This is a genomic window from Sorangiineae bacterium MSr11367, from assembly GCA_037157805.1.
Lineage (GTDB): Bacteria > Myxococcota_A > Polyangia > Polyangiales > Polyangiaceae > Pendulispora > Pendulispora rubella.
Genome location: CP089983.1, coordinates 13,589,579 through 13,605,706, shown reverse-complemented (window position 1 = coordinate 13,605,706; position 16,128 = coordinate 13,589,579). Strand labels below are relative to the sequence as shown.

The 16,128-nt window shown below is 67.3% G+C and carries 13 protein-coding genes; 4 read left to right on the top strand and 9 right to left on the bottom strand.

The annotated features are described in order from the left end of the window. Positions 1 to 1,533 precede the first annotated feature (1,533 nt). On the top strand, positions 1,534 to 2,490 hold the full coding sequence (locus LVJ94_53220) for a hypothetical protein (GenBank protein ID WXB05645.1): 957 nt from the start codon (positions 1,534 to 1,536) through the stop codon (positions 2,488 to 2,490). A 99-nt stretch (positions 2,491 to 2,589) separates the two neighbouring features. Here LVJ94_53220 and LVJ94_53215 read toward each other — a convergent pair whose 3' ends face one another. From LVJ94_53215 to LVJ94_53195, 5 genes are all read right to left on the bottom strand, one after another. Next, positions 2,590 to 2,880, bottom strand: coding sequence for a four helix bundle protein (locus LVJ94_53215; GenBank protein ID WXB05644.1), 291 nt, complete (start codon positions 2,878 to 2,880; stop codon positions 2,590 to 2,592). A gap of 124 nt (positions 2,881 to 3,004) precedes the next feature. Beyond that, positions 3,005 to 3,844 carry a hypothetical protein gene (locus LVJ94_53210; GenBank protein ID WXB05643.1) on the bottom strand — a complete coding sequence of 280 codons (840 nt, stop codon included), beginning with the start codon at positions 3,842 to 3,844 and terminating at the stop codon, positions 3,005 to 3,007. Next, on the bottom strand, positions 3,841 to 5,232 hold the full coding sequence (locus LVJ94_53205) for a hypothetical protein (protein WXB05642.1): 1,392 nt from the start codon (positions 5,230 to 5,232) through the stop codon (positions 3,841 to 3,843). Before LVJ94_53205 ends, LVJ94_53210 begins: the two co-directional genes overlap by 4 nt. Continuing rightward, positions 5,232 to 5,837 (bottom strand): tRNA-(ms[2]io[6]A)-hydroxylase, encoded by a 606-nt coding sequence (locus tag LVJ94_53200; GenBank protein ID WXB05641.1) that lies wholly within the window; start codon positions 5,835 to 5,837, stop codon positions 5,232 to 5,234. The genes LVJ94_53205 and LVJ94_53200 overlap by 1 nt, the downstream gene beginning before the upstream one ends. Positions 5,838 to 5,885: 48 nt before the next feature. Beyond that, positions 5,886 to 6,383 (bottom strand): hypothetical protein, encoded by a 498-nt coding sequence (locus LVJ94_53195; GenBank protein WXB05640.1) that lies wholly within the window; start codon positions 6,381 to 6,383, stop codon positions 5,886 to 5,888. Between the two features lie 38 nt (positions 6,384 to 6,421). On the opposite strand from LVJ94_53195, the gene LVJ94_53190 reads away from it, so the two are divergent. Beyond that, positions 6,422 to 6,787, top strand: a complete 366-nt coding sequence (locus LVJ94_53190; protein ID WXB05639.1) for a hypothetical protein — start codon at positions 6,422 to 6,424, stop codon at positions 6,785 to 6,787. Positions 6,788 to 6,803: 16 nt separating this feature from the next. On the opposite strand, the gene LVJ94_53185 is transcribed toward LVJ94_53190, so the two are convergent. Then, entirely contained in the window at positions 6,804 to 9,812 is a 3,009-nt protein-coding gene (locus LVJ94_53185) for a carboxypeptidase regulatory-like domain-containing protein (protein WXB05638.1), read from the bottom strand. Positions 9,813 to 9,822: 10 nt separating this feature from the next. After that, positions 9,823 to 11,334, bottom strand: a complete 1,512-nt coding sequence (locus LVJ94_53180) for an ATP-binding protein (GenBank protein WXB05637.1) — start codon at positions 11,332 to 11,334, stop codon at positions 9,823 to 9,825. 142 nt (positions 11,335 to 11,476) lie between these two features. On the opposite strand from LVJ94_53180, the gene LVJ94_53175 reads away from it, so the two are divergent. Continuing rightward, a complete protein-coding gene (locus tag LVJ94_53175) occupies positions 11,477 to 12,829 on the top strand; it encodes a sigma-54 dependent transcriptional regulator (protein ID WXB05636.1) in 1,353 nt (450 codons plus the stop codon). A gap of 7 nt (positions 12,830 to 12,836) precedes the next feature. Here the strand turns inward: LVJ94_53175 and LVJ94_53170 are convergent, their stop codons facing one another. Then, positions 12,837 to 13,484: an extensin family protein gene (locus LVJ94_53170; protein ID WXB05635.1), complete on the bottom strand. Its 648-nt coding sequence runs from the start codon at positions 13,482 to 13,484 to the stop codon at positions 12,837 to 12,839. Positions 13,485 to 13,598: 114 nt separating this feature from the next. Here LVJ94_53170 and LVJ94_53165 point away from each other — a divergent pair, with 114 nt between their 5' ends. After that, positions 13,599 to 14,348, top strand: a complete 750-nt coding sequence (locus tag LVJ94_53165; protein ID WXB05634.1) for a 1-acyl-sn-glycerol-3-phosphate acyltransferase — start codon at positions 13,599 to 13,601, stop codon at positions 14,346 to 14,348. Between the two features lie 15 nt (positions 14,349 to 14,363). On the opposite strand, the gene LVJ94_53160 is transcribed toward LVJ94_53165, so the two are convergent. Next, positions 14,364 to 15,731 (bottom strand): OprO/OprP family phosphate-selective porin, encoded by a 1,368-nt coding sequence (locus tag LVJ94_53160; GenBank protein WXB05633.1) that lies wholly within the window; start codon positions 15,729 to 15,731, stop codon positions 14,364 to 14,366. Positions 15,732 to 16,128 lie beyond the last annotated feature (397 nt).

Genomic DNA, 16,128 nt, shown 5'->3' with positions numbered 1-16,128 from the left:
CGGTTCCCGTCACCCGCTCCTGCGTTGCTTAGGCTCGTCTTCATTTGTCGGCCCCACCCCGCCGGACGTTTCGCTTCGAATCAACCTGGCGGCGAAGAGTGTTTCCTCTTGCATGCACGCGAAGGTTCCCTCCACCGCACGTGACCGTGGGTGACAAGGATCCGGCACGATACGCCTTCAGAGGGGCCAGATACCAAAAACCACGCGAACTCTGCGATCTACGTTCGAGCTCTCGTGGTTTGTCCGCAAAATCGAACGGACCCGGCCATTTTCAGAATCACTCTGTCACTTCCGCTCTCACTTACGCCGCACGAAATCCCTTCACGCGCAGCACGCGCACGTTTCCCAACAAATTATCCACAGGCTGTGGACAATCGCGTTCATCGTTGATTCCCCCGCTGAATTGCCTGAATTGACAGGTGTCGTCCCCGCTGTGCGGGCTTCAGGGAACGACTCCGCCATGTGCAGCCTGGCAGAACGTCCCTCCCTCCCCCTCCGTCCCTCAGGCTTGTCAGGCTCGACTCCCCCACCCTGCCCAACACACAGGCTGCGGGACCGCCGAAGCTGATCACTCCTCGAAGGCGACTGGAGCGTCCGTATCGAAAAAACATTGGCGAGTAAATCGTTCTCCCAAAGTTTCGTTGCTGCGGAACCCCTCCCAGAGTCTGACCTCGCTCTCATGCGAGGTACCGGCACGATCCGCTGACGCGGACACCAATCAGCCCGCGAGAACGCGCGGGGAACTTCCAACGATGCATCACTTTGCTACGCGGGTTTGCTGCGCATCCTTCTTGCACGGCTTTCACTCAACAGCGCACTCACCAACGGAGCCCCCCCCACTACGATTGGGGAGGCATGGACTGGTGATTTTGAAGCCAAGACAAAAGAGTCCCTGCTAACCCCATGGACCTTGATCCATCGGTCGGCGGGAACAAGAACGCTACAGGTCTCGGAACGGGTTCGGAAAGCTGAACAGATTCGAAAGCTCTAGCGATCGCGTCAAAAGGGCAACGGCGTGACAGCACCGCGTCCGAAACGCGAACCATGCTCCTAGCATCGCTTTTTCGAGCTCGTCCACGGCGATGTGCACGAACGACCAAAGTGCGTGAAATGACACGGCTTTATTGGGTGTAGATCACCTGTGAAATGTCGCTCGCACGCTTTCCGGTAGGGGCGGTGGCACGTAAATATAGAAAATGATGGCTGAAACGCTCGTCCCCCCTCCGATGGGACCAGTGAGTCATGCGTTTTTCTCGTGGATCGTCCTGTCAAGAGTGGGCGCTTCCCGCGTATTTTCGCGGGAATTGCTTATGGGAAGGGACCTTGTTAGGGTCGGCGCCAGCTAACACGGACCCCCGCCGATCGCGGTTGACGTCGGAGGTCTACAGCTCGCTTCCGATGCCGTTCACCTCTTCGCTCACGTCAAAAAAGTCCGCCCGCGACCGGTCGCTGCAGAAGCCGCGTGGTCGTACAAGTTGTCACTCGAACGCGGTGCGCGCAGCTTCGTTCGCATCGCTTGCATCGGTGCTGACCATGGCCGCAACAGCCGCCGCCGACCCGTCGTCCACGACGCCGCAACAAGGCTACGACTTGGGCGAGGTCCAGAGCCCTCGCTCGGTGGCCATGGGTGGCGCCCAGAACGCGACGGGTACGTCGACGACGGCGCTGTGGCTGAACCCCGCGAACCTGCCGTACACGCGCGTGTACCACTTCGAAGCGTTGGCCACGTTCTCACCGGACGCGCGGCGCACGAACTTCGGCGGCGCCATCGCCGATTCGTCGACGAGCAAGGTCTCGGGGGCCTTCGGGGGCGTGTGGTCCCAGCTCGATCCCGATGGCGCCCGCCGCCAGTGGACGGATCTGCGGCTCGCCCTTGCGCTACCGCTGGGCGATCAGATTTCCATCGGCGTCACGGGGCGCTACCTGCGGGTGAACCAGAGCGTCGCGAGCGGGCCTTTCCGCGATAGCTACGTCTCGGATGGGACCCGCGGGGATCCGCTTTTCAGCCAGTTCACCTTCGATGCGGGCGTCACCGTCCAGCCGGTGCCCGGTCTCTTTTTCGGGTTGGTCGGGCACAACCTGACCAACCCGGGCACCGCCCTCGCGCCGACGACGTTGGCCGGCGGCGTCGGGTACATGCGACCGCAACTCTTCACCCTGGAGGCCAACGCCCTGGCCGACTTCACGACGTGGAAGGGCACGCGGGGCCGCTTGATGTTCGGCGGCGAGTTCGTGGTGATGGAGCACGTCCCGCTGCGCGCAGGCTACCGCTACGACGCCGGCCAGCGCGCCCACTCGGTGTCCGCCGGCATCGGCTACCTCGACAAGAAATGGAGCGTCGAGATCAGCGGTCGCCGCGACGTCGCGACCGATCAGCCAATGACGCTGTTCTCGATCGGGCTGAAGTACTTCGTCGATCCCAAGGGCAACAACTCCGACTCCCGCGACGATACCGGGATGACCAACTCGGACCCGTACCCGCCGCCCTGAGAGCGTTGACGTCTTACGTTGACGTTGACGTCTTACGTTGACGTGGTCGTTGACGGCGACGGCGACGTTGACGACAAAGCGTAGTCGTCGTCGTTGACGTCACTGGCAAAGCTTGGTCAGCATCGCGACACACCGCTCAAGCAGCCCCACGGCGCGAGCATGCTCTTCCGCTTCCACGGCTCCGAGAACGTGCAGTGCATCGATGACCGCAGCACATTCCATCGCGGAACCCCGTGCGATCGCGTAGTGCCTCGCACCGTCCCGTTCCGAGCTTCGCCCCGCGGCTTCGGCGATGTTGAGAGGTACGGACAGCGCCGCACGACGCAGTTGATCGAGCAGCGCCGAGTGCCCTTTGGGCACACCGGCCTCCCGGGCGACGCCGTTGCGCACGGCTTCGTCAAGGACGACGACTACGTCATGTCGTCTACGTCGCCGTCGCCGTCAACGTCAACGTCAGACGTCAACGTCAAACGTCTGACGTTGACGTAGAGGAGGTTGGCGGGCGCTTAGCGCGTTAGTCCTTCGTCCAGAAGCGGATGCACACGTCGTCGGTCGAATGGCGGACGGCGAGGACGGGGGCGGTGGGGGCGTCGGTGCCCTTGGAGGGGGCTTTGGGGTCGGGGGTGGCGCGCTGGAAGGAGCCCGTGGGGCTCGGGCGCATGGCGATGGCCAGCGGATACGGGTCAGCGTCTTTGCCGCAAAGGTGGGCCTCCGCGTGCTCGAGGGTGACGTCCTTCTCGATGGAGGCGACTTGCAGGCGGCCCAAGGTGAGCGGGTTGCCGGCCTCGGTGCCGAGGCGCACGAGGACTTCGCGCCCGGTGAGGGCGTCGAGCTCGGGGAGCGGAAGGACCGTGCGCAGGCGAAGAGCGGCCATGCTGCGGGTGCCCAGGGCGCGGCGGAAATCGGCCTCCTTGATGTGCACGATGGCGCCGGACATCTGCGGGCGACCGAGGAGCAGGTAGACGTTGGCGTTCGGCGGGCGGCGGATCGCACGTTCGACGGCGACGGGGGTGCCGCGTTCCTCGGTCTCCGGCTCGAGGGCGCCGTCGGGAACGGCCATCAAGTGCGCGTCGAACGCGAACGGGGCGCCCGGGGCGCCGTAGGCGACGAAAAACTCGAGATCGCCCCCGCGCCAATTGCCGCGGGGCAGGTTCACGTCTTGGACGACGAGAATGTGGGCCTTCGCCACCTCCACGCGGACGCGCGGGATGCTCGGCAAGAGCGGAAGCTGCGGCCCCGCAGCACGGGAAGGAGAGGGTTTCTCGGGGGGTGGTGCGGCGAAAACCCGATCCGAGGCCGCCAGCGCGGAGAGGGTGAGGACAGCGGCAGACAGGAGGAAAGCGGTGCGTCTCACCCGAATAGCTCCTCGAAATGGCGACCGATGTCGCGTGCGGTTTGCGATGGATCCACTGCTTCCCCCTCCGTCCATGCACGTGCAGGGTACAACGTTCTCGCGCGCAAAGCTTCGAACGCGCGCGGATTGAAGAACCAATCTTCGTCGAATTCGTCGACCAAGGTACGCAACCAGGGCAGCACAGTGGCCGACCCCACGAGGCGGGCCCCTTCGTCGTCGCGGCATTCGGGCCAGGCGCCGGCGAGGGAACGGGCGGCAGGGGCCCCAAAAAGGCGGGCGGTCACGTCGTCCCAGGTTGCACCGTCCGCGGTGGGTGCCCCGAGAAGAACGCGCGCCGCGTTCAGCCGAAGGGTGAAAAGCAGCGTCTTGCCGAGGGTGCGCGCTTGGAGAAGCGCGCCGTCCTTGCCCAGTCCGAGCGCGCGGCGTTGGAAGGGCGGCGATGCAGCCAGCGAGGCCGTGAGGGCCCCCGTGCGGTGCACGTCGACGAAGTGCGGATCGCTGCGCAGGGCAAAGGGGAGCGTGGGGCGGGTTTCGAACGAGGTGCGGCGAAAGCTCTGACCGAAGATCTCGAGTGCGCGCACGAAGCTGGCGCCGGAGATGGCCGCCGGCAGGGGGCCGAGCTCGAAGCGTGCGGCGCCCGTGAGCCATCCGCCGAACAGCTCGTGCAGCCACCGCGGGGAGAGGCGCGCCGGCCATCCCTCGCGCGCGCCGCGGGCGAGGGCGATGCGGATGGCGTCGACCGGATGGGGAGCGTCCGCGCCCTCTTGCTTTCGCTCGTCGCGAAGGAAGGCGTCGGCCAGATCGTGCGTGGCCGCGAGGATCGCTTCGGCGAGGGCGCCTTGCACGGAGAGCTCCTTGGGCACCAGCGCGGACTCGCCCTCGAGGCCGAGGCGGCGGAGCACCTCCTCGCGGCGCGCGCGCCGTTCACGGCGGGGGGCCGCCATGGCCGGGCCGCGGGCAGCTGCCGCATCGAACCACGCGATGGCCTTCCCCCGCGCCGTCTCACCCACCACGCCGCGCCAAGCTTCGCGGTAGCTGACGCGGCGTCCCTCGTCCAAGTTTTGCACCGGCGTCTCGCGCGAGGCGGCCTCGCGGGCGAGGGAAACGTCCGCGTCGTGCGTGTTGCGCGCTTGAAGGAGAAAGGCGATCCAGCGCCGCAGGCCCTCGTGCGCGCCGGCGGGATCCGCCTGGGCGGCGAGACCGTCGAAGAGCGACTTGGTCGCGACGCGACGATGGGACGAGAGCAAAAAGACGTCCTCGTCCGCGTGGGCCTCCGGATCGGCGCGCAGGGTGAGGCGCCACGTCTGCCAGGCGCGGTAGGCGCGCTCGACGTCGCGGTCGAGGCCAAAAATGTCGCCGAGGTCCGGCCCTCCCGAGAACGAGCTCATTATCCGTGAATGAAGCCGCGAAACTCGTTTTTTGCCAATCGAGAAACGATCCGCCCCTCGAGGACGCTCAGGTGCTCCAGCCGCGCCTCCACCGCCTCCTGGGCGACGCCGCCGGCGGCAATGGCCAGATCGCAGAAGGTGCGATAATGACGCGCCTCGGCGGCAAAGAGCTCGCTGTAGAATGCATGCATCTCGGGTTCGCGCTCGGGGTCGAGCTCGCCCAGGAGAAGCTTGAACCGCTCGCACGAACGCGCCTCGATGAGGGCACCGACGAGGAGGCGATCGACCAGGACGGGCCAGCCCGGGGGGCGCTCCTTGGAGGCCTTTCGCAGCTCGGCCGCGTAGGTGTCGACCTCGGGCGTGCCCAGCGCGATGCCGCGCTCCTCGAGGATGGCGAGCACGCGCTGGAAGTGGTCGAGCTCCTCCTTCGCGAGGTCGGTGAGCGCGCGCACCAGGGCCAGATCGTCCGGATGGCGCGCGGCGAGGGACAGCGCATTCGACGCCGCCTTCATCTCGCAGTGGGCGTGGTCGACGAGGACCTTGTCGAAATGGGCGACGGCCTCTTTGGCCCAGGCCGCGTCGCTCCGCACCTTCAAGCAAAACATGGGTTCGGGCGAATTAGCACGTCGGGCGCCGCCCGTCTTCGCGTCAGGTCAGGCCGTTTTGCGGCGGGCGCCCCAGGAGCCGCCGAGGCCGGCCATGGCCATCGTGAGAAGTGCCGGCAAAAAGGCCGTGGGCGAGCCGCCCGATGCGAGCGCCAGCATGCCGGTGAGCGCTCCAACGGCGGCGCCTGCGGCGGACGATTCGCGCCATCCGGCCTTGTCGCTCCAGCGCCCGACGACGTAGCCGCCGGCGAGCGATCCCGCGGCGAGGGCCGTCGCGGAGAGGCCAACGAGGACGGCGGTGAGGCGCGCGCGGTCGCCCGAAGAGAGCGCGGCGATGGCGAGGGTCGCTTGGTCCTCGCTCTCGACGGGGCCCAGAAAGACGCGGATGGCGCGACCTTTGAGGAACTCGGCGACGTACGCCAGCGGTAGCCAGGCGGCGAGGATGATGACCACGCCGAAGCCCGCCCAATGCCACGCGGGGCGTTCATCCGGGGGCGGCTCCTGCGGAGCGCTGTTCAAGACAGGGAGACGACGCTTCTCGGCCACGCTTTTAGACATAGCGCAATCGAAGTAGACTTCGCCGTGTGCGTCGCGCGACCGTTCTCATTCTTCTCCTCGCCATAGGCTGTCATAAATCAGGCGAGCAGAAGCTCGAAGGGCACTGGCGCGGCACCAAAGTGCAGGGGGTGGCCCCCGAGCAGGAAGCGGCGGCGACGGCGTTTGCCACGGCCACCGAGATGGAATTTCGCGACGGCAAAGTCTCCGTGAAGACGCCCGGCGACCAATCGAGCAGCGCCTTCAAGGTGGTGCGCCAAGAGAAGAACACCGTGGTGGTGATCACGGAGTACGACGGGGCCAAGGAGCCGCAGACCTTCGTGTTCGTGGACGACGACACGATGCAGTGGACGGTGCTCGAGGGAAAGCGGATGACGCTGCGGCGGGAGCACTGAACACGGGCGACTCGAGCTAGCGCCGTACCGGTTCGCGGGCGACGCGGACGGTGAGCGGCGTGTCGCCGCGGCGCAACTTGATGATGACGTCGAGGTTGGCCGGGCCCTGCAGCTTGGCGCGCGCCTCGGGCATCGTGTGCACCGCGGCGCCATCGACCTCGACGACCACGTCGCCCGGGGCAAGGCCGGCGCGCTCGGCGGCGCTGCCCTCGGCCACGGCGGCGAGCACGATGGCGCCGTTGTCGTCGTCGGTGCCCAAGGTGACCGCGACGCCGGCCGCGTCGGGGCTGGAGACGGCGTCGCGCTTTTCGCCGTCGCGCGGGAACGCGAGGACGACGCCCGAGGTGGTGCGCCCGGCCACGATGCGAACGCCGTCCAGGCGCACACGGCCCACGTCGGGCGCAAAGGCCTCCAAGGTCACCGCCCCCTCCTCCAATTCGCCGAGGCGGAAGCGTCCCTGCGCATCGGAGACGGCCATGCCGCGTGGCGTGGCCCCCATGGCAAGGTACGTGGGGACCTGGTCGCGGGCGATGCGTGCACCTTGCACGGGTCGATTTTGCGCGTCGACCACGGTACCACTGACCGAGCCCTCCGCCTTGAGCTCGACGCGGGCGAGCGCGGTGGGTCGATTGCCGCCGGATTTCGCGATGGAGACGGCTCGCTCCGCGGGTGCATAGCCGGCGGCGCGCACCACCAAGCGCGCCGGGCCGGGCGACAATTCGCCCAAGGTGAAGAGGCCCTCGGCATCGCTGCGCGTGCGGCGGGCGCCGATCTCCGTGTAGAGCACGATCTCGGCGTCTTGCAGGCGATCGCCGCGGCTGCTGCGCACTTCGCCGGTCGCGCTTTCGGCGCGGCCAAGGGACACGATCACGGGTTCGACGGCGTCGGCGTCGACGGTGACGATGGTGGGCGCGCGCTCGGGCGCGCGGGCCTCGAGGCGGATGGCCACACCGCGCGCACCGGGGATGCTCGCGTCGCCGCGCGCGTCGGTGTAGGCCGTGCTTCGCAGCGGGGCATCGGGATCGAGCGAGCTCGCGGAGAGCTGCACGGCGTCGAGCGCGTAGCCGCGATCGTCGTTCACGCGGACGCGAAGAGCCGGGCGTGGATCGGGCATGGTGACCGTGATTTCACGCTTTTGGCCGTCGGGGATGCTCAGCGGCAGGTTGACGCTGGGCGAGCCCGGGTTGTCGTCGCGCGTGACGGTGAGGCCGACGGACTCGGGCAGCGAGGCGAAGGCGAAGCTGCCATCGGCCATGGTGCGCGTTGCGCGTTCGAGCCCGCCGCGAACGGCGCTCACCGTAACGCGAGCACCATCGATGGCGTGGCCGCGGGCATCGACGACGTGGCCTTCGAGCGAGCCGCCGGCGTGCATCACCACGTCGATGCGGACCTCGCCGCCCGAGGCCAGGGTGACGACGTCGCTGGTCACCTCGACGTATTGCGGGTGCCGCACCAGCGCGCGGATGCGCCCCGGCGTCGCCGGCTTGGCGCGGTAGGTTCCATCGGCGCGCGTGACCCAGGGTTCGGGTGGCTTGGCCGAGGGATCGGTCACCGACATGGAGGCCACGCCGGGAGCGGGATCCGTCGCGCGTGGGATGGGCGGCACGGGGCCGGGCATGACCCCGAGCTCGCCGGCGGGAACCAGCGGCCGCGGGCCGGCGAGCGTTGCGCTGAAGTGCGCATCGCGAAAGCTGGTACGGCGCGGGTCGTCGTCGATGGGCGCGCCGTGGAAGTCGGTGCCGAAGAGGACGATGGTGGCGCCGTCCACCGGAAAGCCGCGCGTGTCGACCACGCGGCCGATGACCGTGCCCCCGCGCGGGAGGGCGATCACCACGGGCCCGCTCGGGGCCTCGGGCACGGGGATGCCGCCGCGGGCGACGTAGCCGTCGGCGCGCGCGGAAAGCGCGGCGGATCCGCGGGCGATGGGGCCGAGGCGCGCTTGCCCATCGCGATCGGTCACGCCCTCGATGGGAAAGGGCGAGAGTCCGCCCTCGACCAAGGTGACGCGGGCGCCGGCAATGGGGATGGCATCGCTCGCGCCCTCTTGGTCGCCCTCGATGACCCGGGTGGCGACGTGGAAGCCTGGCTCGAGGTTCAACTCGACCTCGCGCTCGTCGCCGCCGTTCACGGCGACGTCGAACTCGATGGCGCTGACGCGATCGCCCCGGTTGGCGCGCAAGGCATAGGTGCCTGCGGAGAGGGACGCGATGCGAAGCTGCCCGCTGGCATCGGTCTCCGCGGCGCGCGGCGGCCAAAGGGTGGCGCCGCTGATCTGCACGCGCGCCCCGGGCACAGGCTCGCCGCCGTCGCGCACGCGCGCGATGATGACGCCAAGACGGCGGAGTACGAAGTGCGCCGTGGAGCCCTCGAGCAGTCCGCGCTGGGTCACTTCCTCTAGGCCGGGCAAGCGCGCGGTGGCGACGTACGGCCCGCGGGTCAAACGGCCCACGCGCGCGTGGCCGTCCAAGTCGGTGCGGGCGCCGACGGGGAGCGGATCGCGGCCGGTGACTTCGATCTCGACGCCCGCGAGGCCGCCACCGCGCTCGTCTTTGACGTCGAGCTCCAGGAAATGCTCCGGCTCCAAGGTCAGCACGACGCTGCGCGCTCCCTGGGTCAGCACCACGGTGGTTGCCGCCCGCGCACGGCCCGGCGCATCCGCGAGCACCCAATGCTCGGCGCGCGGTAGACGCTCGATGTGCACGAAGCCGTCGGCGTTGGTGACCCCCTCCCCTGCCGCATGGACGCGCCCGTCGATGACGGCCAGCGCCCGCACGCGCGCGTACGGCAGGCGTTCGCCTTCGCTGGTGCGCACGTCCACGTCGAGGGCGGCGTCGCGATCGCGGATGGTCTCCGGCACCGGCGGCGCCACGCGCTCGTAGACGATGGGGCGAACGGCGCTTCCGGGGATGCCCGCCATGAAGAGCAGGCAGACCGCGATGTACACCCCGTCGCGCAGCGCATCCGCGCGCGTGCGGAGCACGGCGATCAGCGCGAGGATGCGGTCGAGCGGTCCGGAAAGCGGCACCTCTCTGGAATTAGCACGCCAGCGGCAGACGAATCTCGACGGTCGTGCCTGCTCCGCGTCGGCTCGTGAGCGAAGCGTCCCCGCCGTGCGCGAGCGCCACGCGCCGAACGAAGGGGAGCCCCAGCCCGCTTCCGGTGGCCTTCGTCGTGTAAAAGTCGTCGAAGGCGCGCTCGACCTGCCGCGCGTCCATCCCCGCGCCCGTGTCGGCGACGGCCAGGATCAGCGAGGCCTCGGCGCCTTCATGCCCATCGACCCGCGTCCGAACGACGACGGAGCCGCCGCCGTCCATCGCCTCGACGGCGTTGCGCACCAGGTTCTCGAGCGCGCCGGCGAGCAGATCCGGGTCGAGCTCGCAGTCGGGCAGCGCCGGATCGAGGTCCAGCTCCAGCTCGAGCTTCAGCTCGCGGGCGCTCGCGGCATGCGGCTGCAGGGCAGTCACGCGCTTCACGAGATCGTTCAGCTGCACGCGCGAGCGAACGGGCTCGACCCGGCCGAGCCGCTCGTACTTGTCGACGATGCCGCGGATGCGTTCCGCCTGCTCGAGGATCAGGGCGTGAAAGTCGCGCCCCGAAGCGCGGGAGCCCGCATCGAGCTCGAGCAACTGCACGGCCCCCACCAGCGCCGCCAGCGGGTTTTTCAGGTCATGCGCCATCTGCGCGGAGAAACGCCCCATCACGGCGAGCCGCTCGACCCGCTCGCGGTAGCTCGAGAACGAGCTGCTCGCCTCGCGCACGAAGGCGGTGAGAAGGAGGGTCACGACGGTGACGCCGAAGGTCATCGCGGGCAGGTTCCCGCGCAGGCCCTGGAAGAGCGTGAGGTACAGGAGCACCGCGCACACGGATACGGACACGGCGTAGAGCGAGGTGATCGCACCGAGGTTGCGCTCGAAGAGGCGGAACCGGAGCGCCACCACGGCCACCAGCGCGGTCGCGAGCAAGGTGCCGATGGGCGCGAGCGGTGGCAGCGGCACACCGGCGTCGTGCCACAGATCCGTGGAGGCAAACGCCCCACCCACGAGCAGCGCGCCGAGCATCAAGCGGGTGCGCGCCTTCTCGTCGGCATCGCCGCTGGACCGAAGGTGCCGGACGAGAAGCCACACTTCATACCCGAACGTGGGCAGCCAGCCCGCGAGAAAGATGGCGGCCCACGCCCACGACTCGACCCACGCCGTCGCGATGCTCGAAAGCGCAAAGAGCGCATAGGCCGCGTAGAGCCCGCGCACGAGAAGGCGGCGCACCCGCAGCTGGCCCACGAAGGCGAGCACCACGTGCAGGACCACCGGCGGTGCGAGCGCCGACAACACGGCGTCCATGGCGCGCCATGCGGCGCTGGGCATGAAATGGTTGCAAAATACAGCAAACGACCAACCAAAGAGGTCGAACGCGAGGAGCGCCAGGGGAAAGGCGAGCGGTCCTCGGCGGCCGCGGATGCCGCCACGCGAGACGCAGAGGATGGCCAACGCGAGGTGGCCGACCGAGGCGGCGATGAAGGTGACGTCGCGAAAATCGATCGAGGGCGGCATAGGGGTTCGGGCACGAACTGCAATGGCTAGGCCATTGCAGGATGTTCGGGCACAGGCATGGGCACGGGCACGTGGATGGGCAATGGGGTTCCGACGCGTGCAGAGGATTGCACACTCGCGCTCTTCGGCCGATGCTCGTGGCATGAGGGACCAGTCCGTGCTCGTCGTGGAGGACGACATCGCCGTGGGGAAGGTGCTCACCGCGCTCTTGGAGCACGACGGCTTTCAAGTGCACCACGCCACCTCCGGAGAGGAGGCCCTCGGGCTGCTCGAGGCGCGCGCGTTCGACGTGGTGATCTCCGACGTTCGCATGCCCGGCATGAGCGGGATGGACCTGCTGGGGAGGCTCCAGGTCGCCTTCCCCGAGCTGCCGGTCATCCTGCTCACGGCGCACGGTTCGGTGCCGCTGGCCGTGGAGGCCATGAAAGCGGGCGCGCGCGATTTCTTGCTCAAGCCGTTTCAGCGCGAGGAGATCCTCTTCGTCGTCGAGAAGGCGCTCGCGCATGCGAAGCCGGACGCAGGGCGTGCACCACCGCTGACCGCCGAGACAGGCGCGATGGTGGGCAGCTCGCCGGCGATGCACCAGGTGCTGAGCACCATCCGCAAGGTGGCGTCGGGCACGGCCACGGTTCTCATTCGAGGCGAGACGGGAACCGGCAAGGAGCTGGTCGCACGCGCCCTTCACGAGCAGGGCGCACGCAAGGAGCAGCCCTTCGTGCGGGTGCACTGCGCGGCGCTGCCCGACGCGCTGCTCGAGAGCGAGCTTTTCGGCTACGAGAAAGGCGCCTTCACCGGCGCACAGGCGCGCAAGCCGGGACGCGTGGAGCTAGCCCACCGCGGCACGCTTTTCCTGGATGAAATTGGCGACATCACGCCGCAGGTGCAGGTGAAGCTTCTGCGCGTGCTGCAGGAGCGCGAATTCGAGCGGGTGGGCGGCACGCAGACCATCAAGGTCGACGTGCGCTTCGTCGCCGCCACCCACCGCGATCTCGAGGCGATGATCGCCAAGGGCGACTTCCGCGAGGACTTGTTCTACCGGCTCAACGTCGTCCCCGTTCACGTGCCGCCCTTGCGCGCACGCCCCGAGGACATCGAAGCGCTGGCCCGGCACTTCGTGAAAACATTAGGCCAGGCCAATGGCAAGGCGGGCATGAATCTCGACGGCGCGGCGATCGATGCCCTGCGCGCGTACGCGTGGCCGGGCAATGTGCGGCAGCTGCAAAACTTGATGGAGCGCCTCGTGGTGTTGACCGAGGGCACGACCATCGGCAACGCGGACGTGGAGCGCGAACTCCCGACGGCCGGTGCATCGCTCTTGGCGCCAAGGCGCGAGGCCGAGGGGCCGTCTTTGGACGCGCACCGCGTGGCCGCCGAGAAAGAGGCGCTGATCCGGGCGCTCGCGCAGGCGAAGAACAACCGCACCTTGGCAGCACGCCTGCTCAACGTGAGCCGACGCACGCTGTACAACAAGCTGAACGAGCACGGACTCGGCTAGATTTGCGCTAGTGGCAACCCGGGAAGGGGCCGCGGTCCAAGTGGAAGTGGTCGCGGTGCGCGGCGTTGTAGTCGGGGCCCAAGACGACGCGGAAGTAGCGGCAAGCGCCATCGTGGACGGCGTGGAGGAAACGCGACTCGGGGCCGTCGCCACCCCAATGCTTGGCCACGCTGACGGTGCGTCCGTCGGCCAAGGTGAACGAGCCGATGTCGATCGCGTTGGCCGAGGCGTGCTCGCTGCGCAGAAAGCCCCCGAAGCGCGTGCCCACGACGTTGCGGCACGCGTACGTCCCCATGTGGCCGATGCTGCGAACGCGGCGGCCGAGAAAAGACTCGGCCAGCGGCTGCACGTCGCGGGCGATCCACAAGGCGAAGGCGCCGGCCTCCTCGCACGAGAGGCGGTCGACGGAGATGCTCACGTCGCCCATCTTGGAGAAGCGAACGGCGTTTTCCCAGCCGCAGCCACCCTCCAGCGGACGATCGGCGACCGGTGTGGCGTCCACCCACGGTTGGCGCAGGATGCGTTCGCACGCCATGCGATCCCGCTTCAACGCGGCGAGTTGCCAGTCGACGAACCAGTCCGAGGGTGCCTCCAGGTCGAGGGAAGGAACGGGGCTCACGGCGGCGGGCACCCAACCCTGTCGAAAGAGGGCCACGATCGCGCATACAACGCACGTCGTCACGAACAGACGCGAAGCGGCCCGGCGCAAAGACATGGCAAGATCGTGACACGAACGTCGCCGGCGGCGCGCTAATTCCCCGGGCCTCGCATGAAGATCCGCGATGCGGCCCTGGGGATTTACACACACCTGGAGTTCGTGACGTGCGTCACGGCATTTCTGCCCATCATGGCGGCCTCGCATTTGCGGCACCGCGGCGATGTGACGCAGCGCGAACCGGGGCGGTGGATGCGCCGTCTGGGGCGCACGGCCGGCTCGCTCACGCCGCTCTGGAAGTTCACCATCGAGGGGGAGCCGCCGCCGGACATCCAACGCAAGGCGCACGTGGTCGTCGCGAACCATCCCTCGGAGGCGGATCCTTTTCTCCTGGCTTGGCTTCCGTGGGACATGCGGTGGGTCGCCAAAGAGGAATTGTTCAAGACGCCGCTCATTGGCTGGGCGCTGACCTTCGGCGGGGACATTGCGCTTCGTCGCGGCGACGGTTCGAGCGTGCGCACGATGATGACCGAATGCGAGAGCGCCATCGCGGCGGGTATCTCCATCATGATTTTCCCCGAGGGTACGCGCACCCGAAACGACGACGCGATGCGCTTCCGCGACGGGGCCTTCGATCTGGCTATCCGCACCAAGGCGCCGCTCCTGCCCATTGCGGTCGCCGGCACGAAAGACCTGCGGCCGAAAACCGCGCCCTGGATCGCGCGCGGGCATGCCTGCGCCAAGATCCTGGAGCCCATTCCGACGGAGAACCTGACGGCCGAGGACCTCGGCGCGTTGCGCGATCGATCGCGCGACGCCATCACCGCCGTTCTCCCGGATCTACGCGCGCGCCACGGCTACTGAACTGTCGGCACGACCTTAGATCCGAACCTGGAGTACGCTCGAGAACGACTCGATGTGCCTCGACGGGGCGCTGGCGCCCGGGCGATGGACGTTGTCGATGGCGTGATCGTATTCGAGCATCAGCTGAAGGCCTTTGGTGAAGTGCACCACGAAGACCGTGCTGTACGTATCGCGCGCGTTGTTCTTTTGGGCCGAGTCGGGCGTGTACATGTCGTAGCGCAGACCGAGCGTGAACCACTTCGAAAAGTCCTGCTCGAGCCGCACGAAGAGGGCGCGCTCGTCGTGGCTGCCCACATTTCCACCGTCGTTCGTAGTGATTGTCGGCAGCGCAAACGCGTAGCGGACGCCACGATCGAGATTGTGCGCGAGGACCAACTCCGAAGAAAGCTTCGTTGTGCCAAGGCTCTTCACGAATGGATGGTGTACCGCGGCTTCGAAGTTCACGCCCCAGCGGCGGTACTGTTGGAACCGGAGCGCCGCACTATCCACGACCGCGCCCTCCCCCACGACGCCGCTCACGCCGGCGTCCGCGGGTCCGATATTGAGGTTGACGCGCCCCACCACGTCTTTTCCCCGATTCAAGTCGGGAACGATGGTGAAGTTTCGCTCACCTTCCGTCACGCCATTGACCACGGCGGCTTGCACGGTGAGTTTCTTCTCCAGCGCGGTGGTGTAGGCGCGGACACCGGTATCAAATTCACCGGGCGTAAAATTTTGCTCCGCCCAGCCTCGCTCGATGAAAGGACGGTCGGCATCGCTCTGAAGCAGCTCGTTGCCAAACGGTATCTTGAAAATGCCCATTCCAATTTCCGTCCGCACGTCCTTCGACCAGGGGATGATCGCCACCGCTTCGGTGTTCTTCGCGATCGTGCCGGTTCCCACCGCCGTACCGCCAGCAAGGTTAGGGTCGATTTCAAAGACGAATTTCGCGTACTCGCTCGGCATCACCTCGGTCTTCAAGCGCGCGCGGCGAAGTCGGAAGAAGTCCGGGTTCGTCGTCGTCCCATCCGGTCTTGCAATGGTGGAGTTGGGACCGATACCCCCAGGTAGCCCCGGCGAATTACCTGCACCGACGTTTGGCGACGCCGCATCGTTGAATGACTGCCAAATGAGCTGCGGTTGAAGGTAGCCGCTGATCCTCAGGTGCTCGAGCCACTCGAGGAGCTTGCTGCGTTTTTCGTCCTTCTCTTGGATCGCCGCGAGCTTCGTTTCGAGCGCACGCATGCGCTCTTCGACCTCGGACGGCGGCAGCAACGGAGAAGGAGACGGCGGCACTGGCTCCTGCGCCGCGGCATTGCGAATTGCGGCAAACAACACCGCGAGAAACAGGAGCGAACGCGCGCTCCTCTGCGCAGTCGATCGAAATGAAGATTTGAACTTCATGGTGGATTTCGATGCCCATATCTCCCCACCTCTGAATGTTGGCTCGAGGAGGCACAGCGAGTGACCTCCCACTATCGAAATGACAGACGCAAACCTACGCTCGCGCGAGGGCGTATTCTTCCAGCGAAGTCCCGAACGGTGCGCTCGACGAAGCGATGTGCACCAACTCCGTATCGCGATCGGCATCTTGCGATCCACGTTCCGAAATTTCAAGCAAGCGATCGATTGAATCGCCGGCCCGATTGTACGGGCGGCCGATCGGCAAAATCGATTTAGAGCCAGAAGATGTTCAATCCGACAATCGCCATTGGATCATTGCCAGGCACGACCAATACAAACCCGAAATGCACGGTGTTAGGTTCGCTTCGAAATTAACATGGATGAAAGGTTCGTCGCG

Bases quoted from the DNA above. Each gene is read 5' to 3' on its own strand.
- LVJ94_53220 (WXB05645.1), top strand. From the start codon at position 1,534: ATGGCCGCAACAGCCGCCGCCGACCCGTCGTCCACGACGCCGCAACAA.
- LVJ94_53205 (WXB05642.1), bottom strand. From the start codon at position 5,232: ATGAGCTCGTTCTCGGGAGGGCCGGACCTCGGCGACATTTTTGGCCTC.
- LVJ94_53200 (WXB05641.1), bottom strand. From the start codon at position 5,837: ATGTTTTGCTTGAAGGTGCGGAGCGACGCGGCCTGGGCCAAAGAGGCC.
- LVJ94_53180 (WXB05637.1), bottom strand. From the start codon at position 11,334: ATGCCGCCCTCGATCGATTTTCGCGACGTCACCTTCATCGCCGCCTCG.
- LVJ94_53175 (WXB05636.1), top strand. From the start codon at position 11,477: ATGAGGGACCAGTCCGTGCTCGTCGTGGAGGACGACATCGCCGTGGGG.
- LVJ94_53165 (WXB05634.1), top strand. From the start codon at position 13,599: ATGAAGATCCGCGATGCGGCCCTGGGGATTTACACACACCTGGAGTTC.
- LVJ94_53160 (WXB05633.1), bottom strand. From the start codon at position 15,731: ATGAAGTTCAAATCTTCATTTCGATCGACTGCGCAGAGGAGCGCGCGT.